Source organism: Anaerosacchariphilus polymeriproducens, assembly GCF_003363435.1.
GTDB classification, from domain to species: Bacteria; Bacillota; Clostridia; order Lachnospirales; family Lachnospiraceae; genus Anaerosacchariphilus; species Anaerosacchariphilus polymeriproducens.
On the sequence record NZ_QRCT01000049.1, the window covers coordinates 24398 to 50532 of the forward strand.

At 32.5% G+C, this 26135-nt stretch carries 23 protein-coding genes; 4 read left to right on the forward strand and 19 right to left on the reverse strand.

What is annotated here, in order from left to right; translation table 11 throughout:
- Positions 1-2: 2 nt before the first annotated feature.
- The 14 genes from DWV06_RS13585 to DWV06_RS13650 all read right to left on the reverse strand — a co-directional run bounded on the left by DWV06_RS13585 (position 3) and on the right by DWV06_RS13650 (position 17706).
- A complete protein-coding gene (locus DWV06_RS13585) occupies positions 3-1577 on the reverse strand; it encodes a DUF4474 domain-containing protein (RefSeq protein WP_115482734.1) in 1575 nt (524 codons plus the stop codon).
- A gap of 65 nt (positions 1578-1642) precedes the next feature.
- Positions 1643-1939 carry a hypothetical protein gene (locus DWV06_RS13590; protein ID WP_115482735.1) on the reverse strand — a complete coding sequence of 99 codons (297 nt, stop codon included), beginning with the start codon at positions 1937-1939 and terminating at the stop codon, positions 1643-1645.
- A gap of 11 nt (positions 1940-1950) precedes the next feature.
- Entirely contained in the window at positions 1951-2346 is a 396-nt protein-coding gene (locus tag DWV06_RS13595) for a YwqH-like family protein (protein WP_115482736.1), read from the reverse strand.
- Between the two features lie 478 nt (positions 2347-2824).
- Positions 2825-6028, reverse strand: a complete 3204-nt coding sequence (gene carB, locus DWV06_RS13600) for a carbamoyl-phosphate synthase large subunit (RefSeq protein WP_115482737.1) — start codon at positions 6026-6028, stop codon at positions 2825-2827.
- Positions 6028-7101, reverse strand: coding sequence for a carbamoyl phosphate synthase small subunit (locus DWV06_RS13605; protein WP_115482738.1), 1074 nt, complete (start codon positions 7099-7101; stop codon positions 6028-6030). Before DWV06_RS13605 ends, carB begins: the two co-directional genes overlap by 1 nt.
- A 346-nt stretch (positions 7102-7447) precedes the next feature.
- Positions 7448-8434: an ABC transporter permease subunit gene (locus tag DWV06_RS13610; protein WP_115482739.1), complete on the reverse strand. Its 987-nt coding sequence runs from the start codon at positions 8432-8434 to the stop codon at positions 7448-7450.
- A gap of 17 nt (positions 8435-8451) precedes the next feature.
- Entirely contained in the window at positions 8452-9933 is a 1482-nt protein-coding gene (locus DWV06_RS13615) for a sugar ABC transporter ATP-binding protein (RefSeq protein ID WP_115482740.1), read from the reverse strand.
- Positions 9934-10038: 105 nt separating this feature from the next.
- The gene (locus DWV06_RS13620) at positions 10039-11109 is read right to left on the reverse strand and encodes a substrate-binding domain-containing protein (RefSeq protein WP_115482741.1); all 1071 of its coding nucleotides are present in this window, start codon (positions 11107-11109) and stop codon (positions 10039-10041) included.
- Positions 11110-11611: 502 nt separating this feature from the next.
- Positions 11612-12505 (reverse strand): myo-inosose-2 dehydratase, encoded by an 894-nt coding sequence (gene iolE / locus DWV06_RS13625; protein WP_115482742.1) that lies wholly within the window; start codon positions 12503-12505, stop codon positions 11612-11614.
- A 56-nt stretch (positions 12506-12561) separates the two neighbouring features.
- Positions 12562-13350 carry a 5-deoxy-glucuronate isomerase gene (locus DWV06_RS13630; protein ID WP_115482743.1) on the reverse strand — a complete coding sequence of 263 codons (789 nt, stop codon included), beginning with the start codon at positions 13348-13350 and terminating at the stop codon, positions 12562-12564.
- A gap of 180 nt (positions 13351-13530) precedes the next feature.
- On the reverse strand, positions 13531-14364 hold the full coding sequence (locus DWV06_RS13635; protein ID WP_115482744.1) for a sugar phosphate isomerase/epimerase family protein: 834 nt from the start codon (positions 14362-14364) through the stop codon (positions 13531-13533).
- Between the two features lie 109 nt (positions 14365-14473).
- Positions 14474-15475, reverse strand: a complete 1002-nt coding sequence (locus DWV06_RS13640; RefSeq protein ID WP_115482745.1) for a Gfo/Idh/MocA family protein — start codon at positions 15473-15475, stop codon at positions 14474-14476.
- Between the two features lie 281 nt (positions 15476-15756).
- Entirely contained in the window at positions 15757-16530 is a 774-nt protein-coding gene (locus tag DWV06_RS13645; RefSeq protein WP_115482746.1) for an SDR family NAD(P)-dependent oxidoreductase, read from the reverse strand.
- Positions 16531-16680: 150 nt separating this feature from the next.
- Positions 16681-17706 (reverse strand): LacI family DNA-binding transcriptional regulator, encoded by a 1026-nt coding sequence (locus DWV06_RS13650; RefSeq protein ID WP_115482747.1) that lies wholly within the window; start codon positions 17704-17706, stop codon positions 16681-16683.
- Positions 17707-18394: 688 nt separating this feature from the next.
- Between DWV06_RS13650 and DWV06_RS13655 the strand changes: the two genes are divergently transcribed.
- Entirely contained in the window at positions 18395-18940 is a 546-nt protein-coding gene (locus DWV06_RS13655) for a hypothetical protein (RefSeq protein ID WP_115482748.1), read from the forward strand.
- 106 nt (positions 18941-19046) lie between these two features.
- Here DWV06_RS13655 and DWV06_RS13660 read toward each other — a convergent pair whose 3' ends face one another.
- Positions 19047-20045, reverse strand: a complete 999-nt coding sequence (locus tag DWV06_RS13660; RefSeq protein ID WP_115482749.1) for a hypothetical protein — start codon at positions 20043-20045, stop codon at positions 19047-19049.
- Positions 20032-20457 carry a hypothetical protein gene (locus DWV06_RS13665; RefSeq protein ID WP_115482750.1) on the reverse strand — a complete coding sequence of 142 codons (426 nt, stop codon included), beginning with the start codon at positions 20455-20457 and terminating at the stop codon, positions 20032-20034. Before DWV06_RS13665 ends, DWV06_RS13660 begins: the two co-directional genes overlap by 14 nt.
- A 240-nt stretch (positions 20458-20697) precedes the next feature.
- On the opposite strand from DWV06_RS13665, the gene DWV06_RS13670 reads away from it, so the two are divergent.
- Positions 20698-20931: a BhlA/UviB family holin-like peptide gene (locus tag DWV06_RS13670; protein WP_115482751.1), complete on the forward strand. Its 234-nt coding sequence runs from the start codon at positions 20698-20700 to the stop codon at positions 20929-20931.
- A 327-nt stretch (positions 20932-21258) separates the two neighbouring features.
- A complete protein-coding gene (locus tag DWV06_RS13675) occupies positions 21259-23637 on the forward strand; it encodes a glycoside hydrolase domain-containing protein (RefSeq protein WP_162300645.1) in 2379 nt (792 codons plus the stop codon).
- 160 nt (positions 23638-23797) lie between these two features.
- Here the strand turns inward: DWV06_RS13675 and DWV06_RS13680 are convergent, their stop codons facing one another.
- Entirely contained in the window at positions 23798-24355 is a 558-nt protein-coding gene (locus tag DWV06_RS13680) for a hypothetical protein (protein ID WP_115482753.1), read from the reverse strand.
- Positions 24356-24563: 208 nt separating this feature from the next.
- Here DWV06_RS13680 and DWV06_RS13685 point away from each other — a divergent pair, with 208 nt between their 5' ends.
- On the forward strand, positions 24564-24899 hold the full coding sequence (locus DWV06_RS13685) for a hypothetical protein (RefSeq protein ID WP_115482754.1): 336 nt from the start codon (positions 24564-24566) through the stop codon (positions 24897-24899).
- Positions 24900-24955: 56 nt separating this feature from the next.
- On the opposite strand, the gene DWV06_RS13690 is transcribed toward DWV06_RS13685, so the two are convergent.
- Together DWV06_RS13690 and DWV06_RS13695 are read right to left on the reverse strand one after the other, a co-directional pair.
- Entirely contained in the window at positions 24956-25519 is a 564-nt protein-coding gene (locus DWV06_RS13690; RefSeq protein WP_115482755.1) for a hypothetical protein, read from the reverse strand.
- A 303-nt stretch (positions 25520-25822) separates the two neighbouring features.
- The gene (locus DWV06_RS13695; protein ID WP_115482756.1) at positions 25823-26131 is read right to left on the reverse strand and encodes a hypothetical protein; all 309 of its coding nucleotides are present in this window, start codon (positions 26129-26131) and stop codon (positions 25823-25825) included.
- Between the last annotated feature and the right edge of the window lie 4 nt (positions 26132-26135).

The window sequence follows — 26135 nt, forward strand, 5'->3', positions numbered from 1 at the left end:
TATTACCTCCTACTATTCTCACTATAAGTATACGTAAACGATATTGTTTTCTTTTTTTCATTAAGCTTAGCATTAATTTTATCTTGATTCATATTCTTACACAACTCATTCAAATACTCAACATCATCATGACTAATAGTTCCCACCATTTCCAAATCATCTTTATCGGTATGATCATTTGTCTTAATTGCCAAGCCCCAGAAATCTGTACCATCTCCATTCCCTTGGGATGAGTCTTTGCTACTGATTACTTCTTTTGTATTCTTATTTCGAATTACATATTGCATTTTAAATTGTTCGTATTCTTTTGCACATTGATAAAATACCATATCACCATTTTTTTGGAATTCTTGATATTCTTCTCTACTTAAACTATAAATCCCAATTTCTCCACCACTACAGGTTCCATATCCATATTTTCCTACCCATGGCTCGAAAAGATAAAATCTATTATTATATTCAAATATTACAGGAGTCTCTGCCAAATCCATACCAAGTAGTGGACCTATTTTGTCGAACCCATCTCCAAATCCCATCGCATTTTGGAGTGATCCTTCTTTGGTATGATAGCACTTTGTTTCCGGATCATAAACGAATCCCAATAATTCTGCTAAAACCTCATGCCATATAGGAAGATTGTAAAGTTCTTCCTCATGTTTTGCATAAAAAGCAACTAACAAATTTATGACTGCCTGCGTATTTCCACGCATTCCTTCCGGTAAACCTTCGTATAACTTTATAAAATCTTCTATTAGCCCCGAACTTACTAAGCCGTCGCAAAGTTTATAAATTACTTTCTTTAATTTTCCGTCCGTAAGAGAATCTAACCAATTAATATAATCTTTTACCTTGGATGCATCATACTTGTCTAACTCTTCCATATCACTATTATAATAGACTTTATTTAATGAGTTATAAATAGAAGATACCGGTTCATCACTATCTAAATGAGCATTACAGGTATCGATACATGTTTCTAAGCTGTTACATATAGTTTCGAAATATGTCCCTGAAATATCATTACTATGTTGATATTCAAATGATTGAAGATCTTTTTTGTGAGAAGAAACAAGCCCGATTGGCAGTGCGAACGAAAAACTGTCTGACGAAGCATTTAATGTAAAAAAAGTCTTTTTCGCTTGTGTCTCATCCGGTTTTGAAAAAGTTCCAAATTTAGAACAATCATTTTCTAATATTTCATAAACTGCTTCCACCTCTTGATTATAAGTGTTGAAATCTTCCGCGAAATCTTCAAAGTCTTGTTTAATGATATCCAATTTATCCGTATAAATGACTGCCCTCTTAGAAGAATCTACTTCTTCATTAAATTCCTCTAAGAGAGTATTCTGCATTTTTTTAAGTTCTTTCAACGCCACTTTAATGTCTTCTGCCATTGGCTTTTCTACTTTTTTTATGAATGCTTTGGCACTTTCTGCTTCTTTTCCTGAATACTCATCAAAAGCAATGAATTTTTCCAATGCTGTCTGTAGCTTTCCTATTTTTTTATTAATAGTAGTACAATCTGTACTATAATTTTCGAAATATTTTCTTACCTTTTTTTCCTCTATATAAAGCATTCTATATCCCCTTATTTAAGTAATTATAGTTTTCATACATCATTTAACACTATCTAATGTATGTACTATTCAACATTTGCCGCTGCTACAGATGCTTCCTCATCGATTTTTCTTATCCTCGCTTCCGATTTTTCCATAACCGAAACAACTTTTTTCATATGCATTTTGTATTTTTTTATAATCTGTATCATATGCTTATGGGCTTCTATGTATTTTTGTACGGTTTGTGTGCCCGGAGACTTTATTTTATCATTTATGATTTCTGCTAAAAGTTCCTCTGCAGCAGATTCAATCTCATTTACAATTAATAGATAAGACTCTTTATCAATTTTCGTTTCATTGCCGCTTGTTTTACTGCTCATAATGTCTCCCCCTAATTTTGATTTTTTTCTATGGATGCCAATTGCGTCGTTGTTGTATCTATCTGTGCCTGTATATTTGTAATAGAATTATTTGCTCTTGAAATTGCGGAATCTATCTGGCTTTTTAAGGTATCACAAGCATCATAATAATCAGTTAGATTCGTTTCCAATACTTTCTGTAAATTTTCCGCCATCTCTTCTTTCTGCCCCTGCCAGTAATCATTTTTGCTCATATCGTATTGCCTGACATCTTCTTGCAAATTTGAGATTAAGTTCATTTGTGCAACTAATTTCCCACGTTGCTCCTGCATTTTTGTAAGGATTGCAGTACTTGCTGTTTTATTTGATGTTAAATGATTCAAATTTATTTGTAATGAATTTTTTTCTGTTTCCATTGATTGTTCCATTTAATTTTTCCCTCCAAAATAAAAATACATAACTGTTGGAAACAGTTATGTAAGGTTTTGATATTTTTATATAAATCTTAAAATAAACAGAGTTTCCTTATATAAACTCAGACTTACCCCTAGTCCTTTATTCCCTCGTCAATATTATAACAAACTTGTTAACATCTTCCAAGATTAAATATTTAAACGAATCAACTTAATTATCAGACTACTTTTCATAGACAGTTCTTTTTAAATGAAGTTAAATGAAATAATAATAAGTTCCCCACCATTTTCTCTTTGTAAAAACATGCTCTCTATACGGAACCATAACCTTCCGTTTAAATTCCCATAAAATGATTTGTTGAAACTCTTATGCCATGAAAATGAGACTTAAAACGAATAGAAGGCACTCCTGATATTCGTTTTGCTTTAAGGCTCATTGTAATGTTTGGCATAATCGTTGAAACAAAGCATTTTATGGGAATATAGTTAAAGTTTATACATTTTTCACTGTCGCAATATCAACCAAAGTCAAATTATCATTGCAATGTTCTAAACTGGTTAATAATGCATTGGCAGTATCTAATGAAGTCAAGCAATGAACACCTGTCTCAATCGCATTTCGGCGAATTAAAAATCCATCTCTTGCCTTATCTCGTCCTTGCGTTGGCGTATTGATCACCAAATCAATCTTATGTCCCAGAATTAAGTCCATAACATTAGGAGACTCTTGTGAGATTTTATTGACACGATATGCATTTACTCCATTTTCATTTAATACTTTTGCAGTACTTCTGGTAGCATAGATTTTATACCCTAAGGCTTCAAATCTTCTGCCTATTTCGATTGCTTCTTCTTTATCTGCATCTTTTACTGTCATAATCATCTGCTTATGTTTTGGCAAATTCATACCGGCACCTGCAAATGCTTTATACAATGCTTCATGGAACGTCTTAGCAATTCCCAGAACTTCACCAGTGGATTTCATTTCTGGTCCTAAACTGATATCAGCACCACGTAATTTTTCAAATGAAAATACAGGCATTTTAATTGCGATGTAATCCGCTTCCGGTTGAAGCCCAGGGTTATAGCCCAAGCCTTTGATTGTATTGCCTATGATTACTTTGGTCGCTAAATCTACAATCGGAATTCCTGTTACTTTACTGATATAAGGAACTGTACGGCTGGAACGTGGATTTACTTCAATTACATAAACCTCTTCCCCGCATACGATAAATTGAATATTTATTAAACCGATTACATGTAGAGCTTTCGCTAATCTTCTAGTATATTCAGTAATAATTTCCTTTACATTTTCACTAATACTTTGAGCCGGATATACAGAAATACTATCTCCAGAGTGGACTCCGGCTCTTTCTATATGTTCCATGATTCCCGGTATTAAAATATCTGTTCCATCACATACAGCATCCACTTCAATTTCTTTTCCAACTAAATATTTATCAACAAGAATTGGATGATCCTGTGCAATGCGGTTGATAATCTCCATAAACTCTTCTATCTCATCATCTGAAATGGCAATTTGCATGCCTTGACCACCTAGTACATAGGAAGGCCGTACAAGAACAGGATAACCAAGTTCGTTCGCAACCTTCTTCGCCTCTTCAGCTGTATATACAGTTCCACCTGATGGTCTTGGAATTCTACACTCTTCGAGAATTTTATCAAATAGCTCACGGTCTTCTGCTGCATCTACATTTTCAGCAGAGGTACCAAGAATTGGGACACCCATTTCCATTAAACTTTGTGTTAATTTTATAGCAGTCTGTCCACCGAACTGAACAACTGCTCCGTCAGGTTTTTCAATGTCAACAATACTTTCTACATCTTCAGGGGTCAATGGTTCAAAATAAAGCTTATCTGCAATGTCAAAGTCTGTACTTACTGTTTCTGGATTATTATTAATAATAATAGTCTCATAGCCTTCCTTGCTAAACGCCCATGTACAATGTACCGAACAATAATCAAATTCGATTCCCTGACCGATACGTATCGGACCGGAACCCAGAACTAATACTTTCTTTTTATCCTTAGTTTGAATTGCTTCATTTTCTCCGCCAAAGCAAGAATAATAGTATGGTGTAGAAGCTTCAAATTCAGCTGCACAGGTATCTACCATCTTAAAAGCTGCAACAATTCCATTCTCTTTCCTCATTGTTTTAATTTCATTCACTGACTTTCCTGTCAACTGCGAAATCACATGATCTGGAAACTCGATTCTTTTTGCTTCTGCTAATAATTCTACTGTTAATTCTTCTGATTTTAAGCGATTTTCCATCTCAACAAGTATTGCGATCTTATCAATGAACCAAATATCTATCATTGTAATATTATGGATTTCTTCATAGGTAATTCCGCGACGTACAGCTTCTGCGATTACAAAAATTCTTCGATCATCTACCCGATAAAGCATTTGTATAATTTCTTCCTCTGTACACCCTGTATAATCAACGGACATCAAACTGTCTACATGCTGCTCTAAGGATCTTAATGCTTTCATAAGTCCGCCTTCAAAGTTCGGACAGATACTCATAACTTCACCGGTCGCCTTCATTTGAGTCGTAAGGGTTCTTTTTGCCGTTATAAATTTATCGAATGGTAGTCTCGGTATTTTAACAACACAATAATCAAGCATGGGTTCAAAACTTGCATATGTCTTACCTGTAATTGCATTCTTAATTTCATCCAAGGTATAACCAAGTGCAATTTTGGCCGCAACCTTAGCAATCGGATAACCGGTCGCTTTCGAAGCCAACGCTGAAGAACGGCTTACACGAGGATTTACTTCAATTACACAATATTCGAAACTTGTTGGATGTAATGCGTATTGAACATTACAGCCACCTGTAATTTTTAATTCATTAATGATATTTAATGCTGAAGTACGAAGCATCTGATATTCTTTATCACCGAGCGTCTGAGATGGTGCTACAACGATACTATCTCCTGTATGAACTCCTACAGGATCAATATTTTCCATATTACATACGGTAATACAATTTCCATTTCCGTCACGCATTACTTCATATTCAATTTCTTTCCATCCAGCTATACAGCGTTCTACCAAAACCTGACCAACACGGCTTAATCTTAAACCATTCGATAGAATCTCTATTAATTCATTCTCATTATTTGCGATTCCACCACCACTTCCGCCTAATGTGTAAGCAGGTCTTAGAACGACCGGATATCCAATTTCATTTGAAAAAGCAATTCCAGCTTCTACATCCTCTACCACTAAAGACGCCGCACAAGGTTCCCCGATTTTCTCCATAGTAGTTTTAAATTCTAATCGATCTTCTGCCTTTTTAATTGTCTCTGGTGTTGTACCAATTAATTTAACATCATTCTTTTTCAAAAATCCGGATTCATCTAACTCCATAGCCAAATTCAAAGCAGCTTGTCCTCCTAGTGTTGGAAGAACGCTATCCGGCTTTTCTTTTATAATAAGCTGCTCTATCACTTTTATTGTGAGTGGTTCTATATAAACTTTATCTGCAATATCCTTATCCGTCATAATCGTTGCCGGATTAGAATTTACTAATACTACGCAGACTCCTTCTTCCTTTAATGATCGACAAGCCTGAGTACCTGCATAATCAAACTCTGCCGCTTGTCCAATAACGATTGGACCAGAACCGATTACCAATACTTTTTTTATATTTGGATTCTTTGGCATTATTTAGATCCCTCCATCATTTCTATAAATCTATCAAACAAGTATCCTGAGTCTTGTGGACCGGGACATGCTTCCGGATGAAACTGCACTGTAAAAATATTTTTATTTTTATACTTTAATCCTTCATTGGTTCCATCATTCACATTAACAAATGCCGGAACAGCAATATTGGAATCAAGTCCTTCAACATCTACTACATAACCGTGATTTTGAGATGAAATATAAACTCGGTTCGTTTCCAAATCTTTGACAGGATGGTTCCCGCCACGATGTCCATATTTCATTTTGTGAGTATCAGCTCCAGTAGCCAATGCCATTAGCTGATGACCTAAACAAATTGCAAAAATTGGAATATCTGATTGATACAACTTTTTGATTTCATTAATTATGCTCTTACATTCCTTTGGATCTCCAGGTCCATTAGAAAGCATTATCCCATCAGGATTTGATTTCATAATTTCATCTGCTGTTGTTAAGGCTGGATAAACAGTAACGTTACATCCTCTTCGATTTAAAGACTGTGCAATATTATCTTTCGCACCAAAATCCATTAGTGCCACATTTAGACCTGCTCCTTTTAGAATTCTCTTTTCTTTACATGTTACTTTTTCTACAACACTGACTGCAATATATTCTTTCAATTTCGGAATAATTTCATTCAAATCATAATCTTCGTTCGTGGTAATCATTCCGTTCATGGTCCCTTTTTCTCTTAAAATTTTAGTAAGGGCTCTGGTATCTATCCCTGCGATCCCTGGGATTTCGTACTTTTCTAAGAAATTTTGAATACTATCTTCGCTCCTAAAATTACTGGGGATTCTAGACAATTCTCTAACAATATAAGCATCCGGCCAAGGTTTTAATGACTCCATATCTTCATTACATATCCCATAATTTCCAATTAAAGGATATGTCATAACTACAGCCTGTCCTGCATAGGAAGGATCTGTCAGAACTTCTAAATAACCTGTCATTGAAGTATTAAATACAATTTCACTTATAACTTCCTTCTGCGCTCCAATGCTGGTCCCTGTAAATACATTTCCATCTTCAAGTATAAGAAAAGCTTTCATTCTATCACTCTAACCCTTTCTATCTATTCAATTTAGATACTTGTTTACCTAATATATCAATATTTTGCCTTAAAAAAAAAAAGAGAGGCCTCTTTTTTCCTTTTTATTTAAGAAGAAATATTAATTTCTACCATTCAAGATTTAGTTTATAATATTCTTGCCATACAAGTACTCAAATTGTATAGATTTTATCACATAAAGGAATTTTTTTCAACCTTTTTTCATATAAATATTTTAGTAAATTTTTACTTAGCCCTAAAAATTAGATTTTTTATTTCTTATATTAAAACTTATACTTAAAAAAAAGAGTAAAAACATAAGTTTCTACTCTTTTTCTATACACTATTTATGATTTTTTAACATTCTTTCTCATATCGAATACAACGGCTACGATTATAATAACACCTTTAAGTGCTTGTTGTAAGTATGAGTTTACACCAAGTAATAACATACCATTCTTTAAGATACCAAGAATTAAGATACCAGCGATAACACCTGAGATACGAGCAATACCACCAGAGTGAGAGGTACCACCAACGGTTGCAGCTGCAATAGCATCAAGTTCATAGTTAAGACCCATTGTAGTAGAACTTGCTCCGGAACGAGATACTAATAAGATACCACCCATAGAAGCACAGAACGCTCCCCATGTATAAACTTTTACTAAATTCTTTTCTACATTAATACCTGCAACTCTTGCTGCCTGATCATTTCCACCGATTGCATAAACGTTTTTACCAAAACGAGTTTGTGTTAACATGAAACCTGCAATACATACAAAAACGATAAAGAACAGTACGATCGAAGGTAAGAAACCGAAAAACTTTGCTTGACCTAATGTTTTGAAACTACTTTTCAAATTAGGAATTGGGTATGAATTTGTATAAATGTATGCTAATGAACGTGCGATTAACTGAGTACCTAATGTAGCAATAAATGCTGGAATTTTTGTATATGCAATTAAGAGACCATTCATTAAACCAAATACAGTACCTGCTGCTAATGCAATTAAAACAATTAATATTACTGGTAAATCCGGTAAATTTTTAAACTTTTTATCTGAATAATCCGGATTTTGTGCCAAAGAAGCAGCAACAGCTGCTGTCCAAGCTACAATCGCACCTGGAGAGAGGTCAATTCCTTTTGAAAGAATTGCAAAAACAATACCCATTGTAAGTATACCAATAACTGATTCTGTTATTAACATGTTGAATAGATTTCCACTTGTCATGAATACTGGTGACGCAAAGGTCATTGCAATAATCATAACTATTAATACAATCCAAATAGAATTCTTACTTAAAAATTTTTTGAAATCAAATGATTTAGACATATTTTATCCTTCCTTTCTTACACTTCACCTGTCGCATATTTCATAATTGTTTCTTGGCTAAACTCATCACGAGAAAGTATACCTGTCATTTCTCCTTCATGCATAACCAAAATCCGATCAGACATTCCCATTACTTCCGGCAACTCTGAAGAAATTAAAATGATTGCTTTTCCTTCACCAGCTAACTTCGTAATTAAACTATGAATTTCTGATTTCGCTCCAACGTCAATACCACGAGTTGGTTCATCTACTATAAGAATATCCGGATTCTTTAATAACCAACGAGCAACTAGTACTTTTTGTTGATTACCACCAGAAAGGTTCATAATCAACTGTTCGTTATTAGGTGTCTTGACATTCAATTTTGCAACATATTCATCTACATCTTTTCTAATTTTTTTATGATTTAATGGAAAACCATACGCACCTAAATTTGCAAGAATTGTATTATCCGCTATACTTCTAACACCAACAATACCATTTCCGCGTCTATCTTCAGTCAGAAGAGCAATTCCATTACCAATTGCGTCTTCTGGATGCTTAATATTCAATTCCACTCCATCCTTGTATATTTTGCCGCTTGTTTTATGGCGCATACCGAAAATTGCTTCTACCGTTTCGGTACGTCCTGCTCCAACAAGACCTGCAAAACCAAGAATTTCTCCTTTGCGAAGTTCAAATGAAACATTTTTTACAGCTTTTCCTGCACTAAGATTCTCAACTTTTAGAACAGTTTCACCTATTGGACAGTCCACTTTAGGGAACATTTCATTTACTTCACGACCAACCATTTTCTGAATCAATTCGTCTATGGTAATATCTTCTGCCCTATCTGTTGCGATGTATTCACCATCACGCATTGTAGTAAGTTCATCACAAATCTGAAAAATTTCATCTAATTTATGTGAGATATAAACAATTGCTACATTCTGTTCCCGTAACTGTCTGATAATTCTAAATAAATGGCCAACTTCTGTCTCTGTTAAAGAAGATGTAGGTTCATCCATAATTACGATATCAGAATCATACGAAACAGCTTTTGCAATTTCTACCATCTGCATCTGAGCAACCGTCAAATTACCCATCATTTCATCTGGATCTATACTAATTTCTAATCTTTTAAATAATGCTAATGTATCCTCTCGCATTTTCTTATGATCTACAATAATGCCTTTCATAGGTTGACGACCAACCCAAACATTTTCGCTTACACTACGATATGGGATTGGACTCAATTCCTGATGAATCATAGAGATTCCACTTTCAAGTGCGGTATGTGTATCAGGGTAATCGATCTCTTCACCTCTAAATAAAATCTTCCCTGAGTTCTTATGATAGATACCAATTAAACATTTCATCAAAGTTGATTTACCAGCACCATTTTCCCCCATCAAACCATGTACAGTTCCCGGACGAAGTTTTAGCTGAACACCTTTTAACGCACGCACACCTGGAAATTCTTTAACAATATCAGTCATCTCCAATACATATTCGCTCATATTTTCACCTCTCTCTTTCTCGTAAAACATAGCCCGAGGGCAACTTATCGCTGCCCTCGCCGGCTATATCATAACTTCTTACGAAGAATAGCCCATCTCTGGTCTTTATTTCATATATTTTTCTACGTTAGATTTATCAACTGGTTCAAATGGAATCCAAACGATAGTTTTGTCGTCATTTGCACCTTCAATTGTGCTGATACTTTCTCCACCAACAATTGCTTGTGCAGCTTTAACAGCACCTTCTCCTTGACCAGCAGCTGATTGGTATACAGAGAATGCCATTTTTCCAGCTTGGATAGCTTCACATCCAACAGCTGTTGCATCAATACCTACAACTGGTACTTTTGTAGGATCTACACCCTGCATTTCCATAGCTTCGATTACACCAAGAGCCATTTCATCATTGTTACAGATTACTGCATCATATTGTTTTCCAGTTCCTAAGAATTGGATAAACATTTCTTGAGCTGTTGCACGATCCCATTTTGCTGTGTCTTCGAATACGTAATTAACTTTGATTCCTGCTTCTTCCAGACCTTTTTTAACTGAATCTGTACGTTTGATAACGTTTTCTAATCCTAACACACCTTGAAGTAAAACTGCGTTGATTTCTGTTTTGCCTTGATCTTTAAAATATTTTGCTAAATATTCAGCTTGGAATTTTCCTGAATCGGATTCATTTGAACCAACATATACATATTTATCTGCTTTTAAGTTTGCTTCTCCAGGACTTCTATTAACAAAAACAACAGGAAGGTCACCAGCACTTGAGATGATTTCTGCTGAATTGTCTGTATTAACTAAGTTACAAATAATCGCATCATAATCATCAGTTACAGCTGTTTGAATATGTGACAACTGTTTTGTAATATCATCTTCTGAATCCATTACTACTAATTCAACACCATTTTCATCTGCATATTTTGTAGCAGCTGTTTCCATAGAAGTTAAAAATTGATCACGAGATGACATTGTAAAAAGAATTTTTCCACCAGCTTTAGCTTTATCACCTGTTGCATCATCTTCTTTTGTTTGAGTTGTATCATCTGTTGTTTCTTCTTTTTTTGTATCTTCTTTTGTATCAGTATTATCTTTTTGTCCACATCCAAAAGCAAATGTAGAAACCATGATTAAACTAAGTCCTAAAACAAAAAATTTCTTAATATTTTTCATGTTTTTGTTTCCTCCCAAATTTGTTTTAATTGCTAAGAGTAACTCTTAGTTTTCGTCGTTCCTTTTATTAAGGTCATCAGTACGAGCAAAAAATGTTTTGAACATCTTTTGAATTTTTTGAATCATTACGCATGCATTCGTTCATGATTTGAAAATCCATATTTTTTTGCCTTTTGAGTAATTGGTTGCAACATTAATCAACTCATGGGCATATTTTAGCACAATGTTTATAAAGTTGTCAATCCCAACCTTAGTAATTCTAAACACTTACACGCATTTTTGAGCACCTCCTTTTGTGCATTATTTCCATTCATACTTTATTCATACTTTTTTTACATTTTTCATATTTCCCATAAATATGGACTTTTATGCATTACTTGATATTAAATTAACGTACACCCGACTATCGATTTGTGCATTATTAACAAAATTTACTTTTTTTCCAAATAAAAAGAACAACCTTTTCAATAAGGTTGCCCCTTTTTTTTATAAATTATTATAATTATAATCCAGTTTTTTCAGCAATATATTTTCTAGCTTTGATCGCATATTCTAAAGGATTAGCAATAGCAGGATCCTGTTCAGCTTCTACTAATACATAACCTTCATAATTGTTTTCTGCTAAGATATCAAAAATCGGTTCAAAATCAACAGATCCATCTCCAGGAACTGTAAATGTTCCCAAACGTACGCCTTGTAAGAAACTTAAGTGTTCATCTTTTACTTTTTGAACCATTTCCGGTCTAACATCTTTTAAATGTACATGCTTAATACGATTAATATATTTTTTACACATTGCAACAGCATCCGCACCATTATAAGTAAAGTGTCCTGTATCGAACAATAAACTTACCAACTCAGGATCAGTATTTGCTAACATTCTGTCAACTTCTTCTTCTGTTTGCACAACAGTTCCCATATGATGATGGAAAGTTAATGAGATTCCAATCTCTTTCGCTTTTGCTCCCAATTTATTTAATCCATCACATAATAATTTCCACTCTTCATCGTTCATAACATATTTTTCTTCAAAAATGGATTTATCAGTACCTTGTATACTATGTCCTTGTTCCGATACACCTATTACTTTCGCACCCATATCTTTTAAGAATTTAGCTTGTTTTATAAATTCTACTTCTGTCTCTTCATATGGTTTTGTTGTTAAGAAAGTTGAGAACCAGCAATTACAAATAGTTAAACCACGTAAATCCAATGCTTTTTTCAAAACCACAGGATCTGTTGGATATTTTCCACCGATTTCTGAACCTGTAAATCCGGCAAGAGCCATTTCACTTACACATTGCTCAAAAGTATTTTCTTTTCCTAAATCCGGCATATCATCATTTGTCCAACCTATTGGAGCAATTCCTAATTTTACTTTATTTTTATCTAACATATTTCTTTCCTCACTCTCTTTATTCTTATTAATATATAAATATATAGAATCTAATGTTATCGATATTGAATCGGACTATCTACCATCCATGTATGATCCGGGTCATCTACTCTATCCGTCCAAGGATTACCTTCTAAATGTCGAATCATCCAAACTACATACATCGGATATCCTGGTGCAGTCACTTGAGGATGTGTTGCCCCCGGTGTCAAAGCACTGAAACTTCCGTCTTTAATTTTAAATACATCGTCACCTATAAAGCATGCCCCAAAACCTTGAGGCTTATCAAAACGATAGTAATATACCTCCGGTTGTGGATGGTGATGAGGTATATATCCTGACCAACCACCTTGATGACCAATGATCTCACCTAAAACCATATTAGAATATGGTGCATTCTGATAATCAAATGCAGTTCTTACGGTACGAAGCGCCATAGGTTCACATAAGCCTTTTCCTGCTAATGCGTCAACGCAATCTTCAGGCGTGTAGAATACAGCTGAAAACTCTTTCTCATTTTCTGTAGATTGTACAAGAATTTCTGTATCTCCAAATGCTTTTATCGTAACTTTTACACCTTTACAAACATGTAAACAATATAAACTTTCCTTAAAGCAATCTTCTCTTTTCACTTTTCTTGTTTCTTTGTCCCATTGATATTCAACATCACCTGTTACAAGCAATACTGCAAGTTCTTCATTTTCTAAATAAAAATCACGAACATCTCCGTTTTTCATTCGATAAACGGTAATATTCATCAACATGTCTTTATATAGACCGTCTGTTGTAGTAAGAACTTTTTTTCCCTCGTTGTCATACTCAGGATACCCAAAAAGCTTGTTCATTCCCTTACATCTCCTTACATTTTATATTCAGTTACAAGTCACTATTAGTGTAACACAGTATATCCAATTTGGCAACAATTTAACCATGAAAACTTCGAAACATGAGCACTAACAACAATAGATTACACAACAAAATGTGTAATCTATTGATTAAGTTTCATATATTTTCACCAATACTTTTCAACAAAAATACTTATCAACAAAAGCTTTTGTTTTTTCATAAGCTGTTTTTACATTTTCATCATGTGATAATTGATAATATTCTGGTCGGAATTCTTCAATCGTACAAACACCGTCAAATCCTATTTTCTTTAGCGCTGCCGCTATACCAGCATGATTGACAACACCTTCTCCCGGCCATAAACGTTTATCGTCACCACAAGAACCTAATGGTAGATCTTCACAGTCATTTAAGTGATATGCAAAAATTTTCTTTCCATCCGCGGCTTCTAAATCTTCTAGACTAGAACACATTTCATGAAAATGGAATGTATCAACGGTAATACCAACATTTTCACGGTCAACTGCTTTTACTACCTCGTAAGCGGTACCAAATTGATTAATCGAACAATTGGGAGCTCCACAAAATTCAAGTGAAATTTTAATATCTTTCCCCACTTTATCTGCCAGATAACGTAGTCTTGAAACTGCTTCTTCCTTAATCTCATTTACATGTAGATCTTTCACATCAAAAGAAGGAACGGTAATCAACATTGGCATATCAATGGCAGCACATACTTTTTGTATAAATTCTGTTTCTTCATCAATTTCTTTTACTCCGGCTTCATCTCTTTGGTTAAAGAAAATCAATGTGTTATATGCCCATGGCTTCAATTTATGATTTTTAAACCAATCTGCTAATTCTTCTAAAGTATGTTCTTTTAAATAATCTTTCATACAATCAAAACGTATATCAATATAATCAAATCCATATTTTTCACATGCTTCTAAGTCAGCCATTAAAGATTGACCTTTACATTCTAATGCTGTAGCTTCATTAAAACCTAATTTCACCTTTTCTCCTCCAATTATACTGCTACTTTTTCGTTTCCCATTTAATAGGAAGATTCTCAAATTATAGCAGTAACTATTACTTTCTTATTATTTCAGATAAGGTCCAAAATTATTTATAAAATTTCGGACATTCTCCAGTAACTATCGCTTCAATATTACCAGACTGCTGTGCTCTTACTAAAGCATCAGCTGTCACTGCTGCCACATAACCATCCCAAGCAGTTGGTCCATTCACTTCACCTTTTGCTACACTGTTAACCCAATCTTGTAATTCAACATCATAAGAATCAATGAAACGATTAATCCAGCTTGTTTCAATACCAGTAGATAATCTACCCTCTTTACGAATAATCGGAGTAGCCGGTGCCGGCATTTTGACAACCCCTTCTTCACATACGACTTCGCAATTGATATCATAACCAAATTTACAATTAACGAAGACTTCAACGTCAATGCAGATTCCTTTCTTAGTACGAAGAAGCATGATTTGTGGATCTTTTAACTCAGAATGAGTATACTTCGTACTTCCTGGCATAATCACTTGCGCTGACTCATATTCATCATCTACCAGCCAATGTAAACAATCTATTTCATGAATCGCCGTATCATGAACAGCCATAGGGGTTGTATAATCGGTACCAACTTCCGGATTTCTATGTGTACAATGAAGCATTAATGGAGCTCCGAATTCGCCCGAATCTAACGCTTCCTTTACTTGAATATACCCTTTGTCATAACGACGCATAAAACCAACTTGGACCAAATGTTTTCCTGATGCTATTTCAGCATCTACAATTTTCTTACAATCATCAGCAGTTGTCGCTAATGGTTTTTCACAGAATACAGGTTTTCCTGCTTTAATAGCAGCTAATACAGTTTCTACATGCGCAAACCCCGGAGAAGTACAAACAATGGCATCCACTTCTGCATCATTGATTAATGCATTTGCATCGGTATATACTTTTCCATCACAAAGTGCTGCTGCTGTTTTTGCACCTTCCTCAAAAACATCTGAAACTACTACTACTGTAACTCCTTGTAATTTGTTGTTCAATCTTTTAATGTGTTCTTTACCGATTGCTCCACATCCCACAACACCAACTCTTAACATTTTAAATTCCTCCGCTTCCATTTTAAATAATTAAAAAGTACTTATTAATCTAAAGTCATTATAACTCGATGTACTCGTGCACGCAACACTTAAATAGGTAATTAGTTTTTTTTGTTTAATACTCATAATTAATCGTTTCTTTTTTGTTCATTATTACATAATATTATTATGTATCATACCAATTATGTATTATTTTCATACATTTGTTTCCACTTTTTATCTGTAAACAAAAAAAATAAGCGCACGCTTTTGCACGCACGCTTCAAAAATCTGTTCTGCAATTAAACAATAACTCCTCCTCCGTCTACAATAACAAACTGCCCTTGCACATAACTGGATGCATCACTGGAAAAATACAGAACCGTTCCATTCAATTCATCTTTCTTTCCCGGACGTCCTGTAGGATTCATTTCATTATATTCGTTCAAAAATTTTTCTGATTCGAATAAAGCTGTTGTCATCTTTGTTTTAAAAAGTCCTGGGCCAATAGCATTCACTGTAATCCCATATTTTGCATAAGAACAAGCCATGCCTTTAGTCAAACCTATTATCGCCGATTTCGATGCATTGTAAGAATGTCTGATAAACTTATTATTTTTATCAGCAACGACTGCATTCACGGAAGCTATATTGACTATTTTACCATATTTCTTTTCTTTCATTTGCGGTATTATATATTTACTAATTAAAAAAACTCCTTTTACATTTGTATTAAAGGATTTATCCCATTCTTCTTCTGTCATATGCTCTACACTTCCGGGCACTGCAACCCCCGCATTATTTAATAAAATGTCAATCTTCCCAAACATGTCAAGAATCTTCTCCACGGCTGTTTTTACGCTCTCTTCTTTCGTGACATCGCATTCTATTGTAACCGTTTTACGTCCTATATTTTCAATTTCAGTTTTGAGTTGAATGAGTCCATCAACCTTTATATCTAATAGTGCAACATCTGCTCCTGCTTGTGCATATGCAATGGCTGCCTCTGCTCCAAGACCTGAACTTGCTCCTGTCACCACTGCTGTTTTTCCTGTTAAATCAAATAAATCATTCATTTTGTTAAGCCTTCTTTCTGATTATTGTAGTATTTATTTGCTTCCATTATCTCTATATTAACTAAATTCATACACATATCAAGCAAATTGACATAAATAACCAATAAAATGCAAAAAATAAAAAACAAGCATCGAATGACGCTTGCCTATTTAATAATTATATTTTGTTTTGATCAATATTTCTGTATGATAAGTTTCTTTTTGAGGCTTCTTATCTTCAAACAAGTATTCAGCCAATAGTTTCACCGGTTGATATCCTTGAATAAATGCATTTTGATCTATCATAAAATCAATTGTTCCATCTTTTAGATACTTTTCATTTTCAGGTGTCGTATCATGCGCAATTACTCTTACTTGATGTTCTTTTCCTAATTCTTTAAGCCCCTGGCACACACCAACTTCGCCATTGGCAACTACAAAAATTCCCGCTAAATCTTCATTTTGCAAAGCTTGTATGGCTATCTCTTTCGCTGCTTCATCTTCATCAAAACAAGTTTGGACGCCAAGCATTTGTATTTCAGGATAACTTTGTCGTAATTCAGTAATAAAACCTTCTACTCTTTCATTATGAGAACGATTTGACAAATAGCCAGTGATAACCAAAACTTTTCCTTTGCCCCCTGTAATCATTCCCATCAATCCTGCTACCGTTTGACCACTTCGGCAATTATCCAGTCCTACAAAACTCATCCTCTTGGTTCCTGCTATATCCGCATTAAACGTAATTACCGGAATGTCTTCTTTTTCAATAATTTCATTGACTTTCAATTGTAATTGATTATCTTCCACAGGCAATATCGCCAGCCCTTTAATGCCTTCTTCTATCAACTCATCTATCATTTTTATCTGCTCGTTCACATCTAGGGTAGGGATTTGTCTCAACTCTATCTGTAAACCCAAATTACCGACCTCTTCCCGTACCCGGCCGATTCCTTCTAATACCTGTTTCATAAATGGTGTCTTAACAGACTGGATGATAACTCCAATTTTAATAGGATTTTTTGACAAAGCCAACGCTCTACCGGCTCTATTAGGTTTATATCCATGCTCTTTTGCTATTTTCTTTATACGTTCTGCCACTTCTGGGCTGACACGTCCCCGGTCATATAGCGCTCTATCAACAGTGCCTCTTGATACACCGGCTAGTTCTGCAATTTGTTTTATTGTTATCGCCATTCAAAATCTCCTCTTCCTATGTTTAAAATGTGGATTGTTTACTTCCTGAAGCTTTTCTAGATGATTTAAAAAAATCATCTTTTACTCCTGAAAATGCTTCTTGAAAATCATAAAATCATCCTCATTGAACTTATTTTAATACTTTACTTTGACATATAGTTTTGAAACTCTGTTTTTCCTAACTCTACACTTTACTTTTCCGTATGTCAATACTTATAAGTATTGGTACTATTAATTATAATGTATAATTTCATTTATTGAAATTTTTTTAAATTTATTTTATAATAAACACATACTTTGTTTACATATTATTTTTAATCGTTAATTTTATCATTTCTTAAAGAAAAATGTTTGTATTATTTGATGTTAGGGATTTTTGTAACTAGTATAAGCAGATACAGAATGGGGGAAAACGAAGAGATATATTAACCATAATACATCTCTTATTTCATAATTCCAAAGAAGTTTTCCATTACCGAATTATCATGGCAGTTTCCTTTCCGAGACATACGTTGGAAATATTTTCTTTCAGTTTTTATTCTCAGCTGATGCTCTTTGTGTAATACCATAACTAATTATTTCTCTATTGCACATATCCTTTGTCGTTAATCTTATCCTTTTGTTTGGAAAAATTTGTTTCATATTTTAATAAATATTTCTTTTTTAAAAATAAAAAGGAGTATTTATCATGATAGGAAATTTAGTTACTAATATAAGCAAATACAGAAAAGGAGAGAAAGAAGCACTCTATCCTATAATAAAAAAAATGAATCCTTTGATTAATAAGTATACAAAAAAATTATTTCATTTAGAACCTGAAGATGTTAAACAAGAATTTTATATTTCAATTATAGAATCTATAAACAACATTCATACGTACAGTGATGAAAGGCAATGCTTTAATTATATAAAAAATGCCATCTTATATAAATTTATGAAATTATATAGAGATTCTGTTGAATACGATACATTTTATTTAAGCTTATCAAATATAGAACTAGATAAAATATATCAAACCAAAAACTATCTAAAAGACTGTATTTTTCTTACGGATTTTAAAGAAAAAACAAAGGATTTATCTACTAATAAACGTATTATTTTAGAAGGAAAACTTTTTAAAGAAATGTCAGATTTAGAATTAGCAAATTACTTAAACGTATCAAGACAATATGTTAATAGAGTGAAAAAGAATATATTTATAACACTATATAAAAATGAAATTATAAATTTATAAAGGAAGAAAAAAAAGGGTACTCTAAAACTTGATCAGAATTTAAAGAGTACCCTTTTTTTAATTTAACGGATCGTTTTACATGAACCAAATATTTGGCCACACCTAATTAATCTGAAAATTCAAACTGACTATAAATAGCTTCATCAATGCCATAACAAATATTTGTTCGTTTAATAATATCATTAATTACTTCTTCTTTTGCTTTTTTATCATCACTATTTTTAGCATCATAAGCTACATAACAATTATTCTTTTCTAGATAATATGAAAACAAAAAATCCTTATCTAAACCACAACTTGAAATAGCTTCTATATCAAAAAAAGGAATGCAAATAAAATTGTTTAGAGAATATATTGCTATATTGTGCTTTAACGTATAATCTGCTGGAAAAAAACCTACAACTTTAAAATTGAATGTATCAGCGATATAATATAATGATAAAGTATCACCAATTTTATATGATTCTTTATAATCTGCCCCCAAAATAACAGGTATTGCATTGTTGTTTTGATAATTAAAATCATCATCATTAAAACAGCGCCCCTCTAAGATAACATCTTTTAACTGCTCATTAAGAGTTTTACCAATTTCAATTGTGTTTAATGTCGTAACATATTCTTTTTTCCCATTTTCGGAAGTTACAACCTGATTTAAATATTCTTCATTTTCTTCTAAGACAAAATTAAGTGCTCCTTCATAATAACCAATTTTTTGGGCAGATTGTTCATAAAATTCCAGATAATCTAACTTTTTACTAATTAATTCATGAAACGAGTATAGTTTTTCTATACAATCATCTTGATTGCGAAACTCGTTAAGACTAATATTATTGCTCATACCATATCTGTCTGAAATACATAAATAATTATATCCACTTTTTTTTGATTTTTCATAATTATTATCATAAGTCACATATCCCGGATCAGAAGATTCTTCTGTTTGTGAATCGCTTAAATCATAGGTTTGATCATAATCACTGGAATCCTTCTTAGAAATTGCTGACTTAAAAGAACAACCTGATAGCATTAAAGTGACTGATCCAATAAGAAATATACTAACATAACAATTTAATTTTTTATAAGTAACTTTTTTAAAGAGAGCCATAGTGTACACGCCCCGTGTAAGAACCTGGATCAGATGGTGGTGTTATATCATATTTATTGACAGATACTTTTCCTGTTCCAGTGTTATAAGCACTTTTATAAACATAACCTGTTGACTTTTTTTCCATGGATGTTCTCGTATAGTGTTTCGCACTAGCAGTTACAGAACCTTCAATACAAAGAAGACGTCCTTCTGCATGTACTTGCCATCCGTACCAAACATTACTTGCAGTTACATTTAACGATAATTTAGAATTTCTTGAAGAACTAGAATCATCACATATAGGAACTGAATCTGAACTTATTTCTTTCCCCTTCAAATGTGTAGATGCATCAGTTTGGGCAAATACAGATAGTGTGTTACCTATGCATAACGTAACTAAAAGTATTAAAACAATCATTATTTTCTTCATTATTTTTTCATCCTTTTTCTAATCGGTAGTGTCAAATACCCTACCTTTTTTTGATTATTTAATTATACTATTACACTTTATGTATTGCTATCAGATAATCATTAATATTCTATGTAGATATTCGATATAGATTTTATTTCAAATTAAAAGTATTATCTACTAGTTTACAATAAGCTTAAATTATTCTTTTTAATATTATGAATTTGCAAATTTAATAATATTAGAAAGGAGGCGGGATTTATGGAAGATAAATTATTTGAATTAGCAACCTCTCAAGGAATCTGGGGCGTATTATTTATTTTTTTATTTATATATAATATAAAAATTAATGCTACTAATTCTGAAAAGCAAGCAATAAAGGAAGAAAAATATCAATCTATTATTTCTGATTTAACAACGAAATTGGAAATTCTAAATGAAATTAATACTAATATTTCTTTGCTTAAAGATCATTTAACAATAAATCAACCCTAGTATTTCATTGTAATAAAAGCTCCTTAATGTAAGATATCTTACATCTAGGAGCTTCTAACCTTATTTATTCTAATTTGATTCTACTTTTTATTAAAATAAATTAGAATTTTTGCCTTGAATCATCAAAAAATCTATGTACATAAGAGTAAAATATTTATAGCCGTTGTATTATCATATAATCGTTATTATATTTTTTGTTATAAATTTTAAAAATGTTGTTTACATCCAATAAAAAAAAACCTTTTTATTAAGTATAAGCGCTTATAAAACACTTTAAAAACAATATAACAATAACTAAAAAACAGTTATTAAGAAAGGATGATAAAAATGGATAGAATGGTATTAGCGACTCAACAATGGCTTAACAATACTTATGATGGAATTAAGGGATACGAAAGATTTTCAGATAAACAATTAGATGGAATTACGGGAGCGGGTACCTTTCTCAGACTGATACAGGCACTGCAAATAGAATTAAATAAAAACTATCATGCATCTCTTGTCGTAGATGGAAGTTTCGGGAAAGGTACTCTAAATGTATTACCAGATATTTCTCCAGTCAGCAACTCTTCATCACCCTCTAATTTACATTATATTGTACAAGGTTCTTTATGGTGTAAGGGATATGATTCCGTTTATTTTAACGGCATCTATAATTCAAAATGTGCTGAAGCTGTGAAAGAATTTCAAACGGATGCAGGTATCACTCCTGACGGTATTATCAAACCATATATTTTACAGGGGTTAATGAATACAGACGGGTATAAATATACTGGTAATACCGGAACTGATAAGCATTATAAGCATCTCGTTCAAAGAGGTATGAATCAATATTATGGTTCTAAAATCGGTTTAACTGCACCTAGTGGTCTTTGGGAACGGAAAGCTCACAAGAATTTAATTAAATCTTGTCAAATAGAATGGGGAATTACAGGTGTAGATGGTATATGGGGTTCTGGCACAATGAGTAAAGCTCCAACATTATCCAAATCCACAAGTGGATCTACGAATTCTAAGAGATTACTTCAATGGTCGCTTACCGTAAATGGATTTTATCCTGGAAGTTTCTCTGGAGCATTTGATACCAATACATATAACTCCGTTTACAGTTTTCAGGATTTCCTTTGTATTGGTGCTGATGGCGTCGCTGGAAAAAACACCTGGGCCTCTCTGTTAAAAAGCTGCGGAAATACCAGTCGTTCAGCATCTGCCTGTGATACCGCTACTCGCCTTACACCTTCAACCGCACAGGGACTAATTAAGGCAGGATATGATACTGTTGGACGTTATTTAGTGAATGTAGCTGGTGGAACCCTTGATAAGAAAATTACAGCTGATGAAATCAGTGCTATGGCTAATGCTGGTTTAAAGGTTTTTCCAATATTCCAAACCATTGGAAATCATGTAGAATATTTTACAAGCAGCCAAGGTTCTAAAGATGCCATAACTGCTAAGACTGCCGCACGTGAACTAGGTTTTCCTTCTAATACAACTATTTATTTTGCCGTTGACTATGATGTGTTAACAGTTGAAGTTGAATCTAGTATTATACCATACTTTTCAAGTTTAAAAGCAAATATGGGAAAAGCCTACAAGATTGGTGTATACGGACCTAGAATGGTATGTACTGCGTTAGAAAACAAAAACTTAACTGCGAGTAGTTTTGTAGGAGATATGTCATCTGGATTTACAGGAAATATTGGTCAGAAAATGCCTTCTAATTGGGCCTATGATCAATTTAACGAGACTACTGCGGCTGGTATTGGAATTGATAAATGCGTAACCTCTCAAAGAGCTTCCGCTGTTTTAGCTTCCTCACTATCTCCTTACACAGATCCAAAACACCCTGATATCGAACAAAGCTTTGCAATCTTTGAAGATTTATACAATTTGGTTAAGGATTATTTTATAGAAGAACTTTCTAATGTACCAACTATATATATGGCTAATATGCGAGTACTTGGATATTTACGCCAAATAGAATATAATAGCTTTGCTTGGACAATTACTGCAGGATTAATTGATACCACATATAATCAATATGTAGCGAAACATCGACCAAGTTACGATTGTTCGAAAATAGCAATTACTGATCCAGGCACCAATATTGTGATGACTACACCACATTTGGCTGCCACTCTACAAGGAATTATTAACTATACCATATTTATTGATCAAGAGATGAATGCTTGTGCTGGTTGGGCTGGCGATTTATTACAAATAGGGTCAAATTTAAAAGTTACAAATGATCAAACAGGCGTTAATTATTTTAAACAACCAGATTTACTTAAAAAAATAATTGGTGATAAAAAAGGAGAATTGGATGAGTATAACCTGTACAAATATAAAAATGAGAAACTAAAAAAAGGAGAAAGTTTAGGATTTTCATGGATTGATTTATGTCAAGATATAGATGCCTATAATATGAATAACAAATACGATATTGCCGAAATTCCTATTCATGAAATATTACAAACATACTATAATAAAGATTGGCGTAAACGATTCACTACTTTTAAAAATCTATTATTAGATGAATATCATGAAACAAGTCTCTCAAATATAGCATATTTATATACTAAAGGCGACAAAGCAATAAATATAGCCTTTAACAAACAATTTGGTGGATTTGATGGGACCAGTTATGGACGTGTTCTAGCAGATGCATTTGAAACAAAAATAAATAATTTAATTACAATGGAATAATGCAATTAAAACGAAACATTGCTTTATGATGACATACAACCTAAAACAATGTTTCGTTATTTTAAAAAATCAAATTTACTTTTGTGTATTTCGTTCTAACTATTTTAATTTACGCATTCGTATTATATTACTTCTAATATTAATTCTCGAACAAAATTATTTATCTAAATCCTTTTTTCTTTATTTTTCCATAGGGAAACACTAATGCAACAATAATCAATATAATAGTAACTAAGTAAATAACAATTTTAATAATATTACTCCAATTAATATTATGATGGTTTTGTGCATAAACCATTAATTCACTCAAATTATCTTTACGATCACCAGTAGACAATTTTATCTTAATTGTTTCTTGAGATTTAATAGGCGTTTTAACTGTTACATTAAAATGATTTTCTTCATTTTGGTCTGAAAATACAGTAGTAAATTCTTCATAAAAATCACTTGGTATCGTAATATAAATAAAAATAGAACATTCTGAAATCGGAAAATGTGTATCATATACTAGTTTATCATAAATAGTATTTTCTGGTAATTGCGTAAGAAGTGGATATTTTTTTTGTAAAAGTTCTTTTCCTTCTTCTGTTACAGTATTTACAGTTAAAGATTCATCTAGTTCAAAACTTAATATAAATAATGAAAAAGGAATAACAAATAATACAAATATGAATAAACAAACGATTCTTATCCCTAATATAATGTATTTTTTTATCATAATTTCAACTTCCTTAAAATGACAGGTAGTGTCAAATCCCTTTCTTTTAACTTGCATTTTAACATTAACTTTGTCACTTATATAATAATCATTAAAAAATTTGTCCTCCTTAATGTACTGATAGTAATATAGTGAAGTGATATTTTCAACTATTTTAAATCGACATTTTTCTTAAATTATTTTCTATACCATATTTGTTGTTCATGATGTGAATGCTTGTGCTGGTTGGGCCGGTGATTTATTACAAATCGGCGGAAATATAAAAGTTACAAATGATATAACAGAAATTAACTATTTTGAGCAACCAAATGTTTTGAAAAAATTTATATGCGATAAACCAGGTGACTTAGATGAGTATAACTTGTTTCAATATAATTATAAAACTAAAATTTCAAAAAAAATTAATAAAGGAGAAAGTTTAGGTATTTCATTGGTAGATTTATGTCAAGAAGAAAAGTTTGGTAAATTTGACGGAAACAGCTATGGACTTGCTCATGCAAATGCTTTTGAAACCAAAATAAACGAGTTAATTAATTTAGAATAATCAAAGAAGCGTTGCTCAATTCCTAATTTTATGCATAGAGCAACGCTTCTTTATACTCATAAATGTTTCTTCCTTAATTTTCCATATGGAAATACTAATGCAATAATAATTAAAATTACTCCCCCAAAATATAGTAACCATATAAGAAACGTTTTTGAAGAACCTGATTGATGATTTTTTGCATATTCATATGCAAAAGATTCACCATATATTGTACCACCAAGGATTATATGAACTGTATTTTTTGATAATTCTGACTTTTCATCAATATTTACATATAGCTTATTTTCTTGTCCTATTTGATTCTCATCTGAAAATAAGGCTATGACTTCATCTTTAGATTCTTTTGGTACCGTAATATAAATAGATATAACTAAATTAGCATCATGATTATCATAAGTAGTATGTACATATTTATCAAAAACAGTATTCTCAGGCAATTGTTCAAGTAAAGGATATTGTTTATATAAAAGTTCTTTTGCTTCTTGTAATACATTATCCACGGTAACAAATGTTGGTCTTATAACAAAATCTAATACTGTAGCTGATGTAGGTATCAAGAAAAAAATAAATATGATTAATACTATATATCTAATCCAATTTATAATACGTTTCCACATTTTAATTTCTCCTAACTAATATAAATATTATTTTCAATTAATACTATGATCACTTATCAACATTCGAAATGTTTTAATCTTTATTGTAATAATTAAAGTATATCATACTATTAAGTTCCAACAACCTTATAAATCTTATATTTTAAATAATTTTTCCTATACCAAATTATTTAAAAACTTCTCTAAGCTATTATTGCTCCACTCCCATTTTACCTTTTCAATATCGTAACTTTCCTTTCGTTCATTTCATCTAATTTTAACTTTTAATAAGAAGTAAGATTCTGTCAAATCTATCTGCTTCCACTATATGACCATACACCATTTTCTCTCTTCCATAAAAAAAATCAATTTCACTTGTCTTATTATTTCCTCTTCCGTAATCTCACACATATATTCCATGGTAGAGACCCCGGCATAATTTTTCTGTTCTTTGTATAAGACTTTAATACTTTTAATTGTATGAACAAACCCTTCTGCATCTTCCCATTTCACCATTTGTGGAATCGTGTTTCCTTTACTTGTGAACCAACAGCCCACAGCTACCTCCATCTGTCTTCCCCTAATTTCTCCCTTGTCCGTAACTTCTGTGTTTATACCAATTCCAAAAGCCATAAGA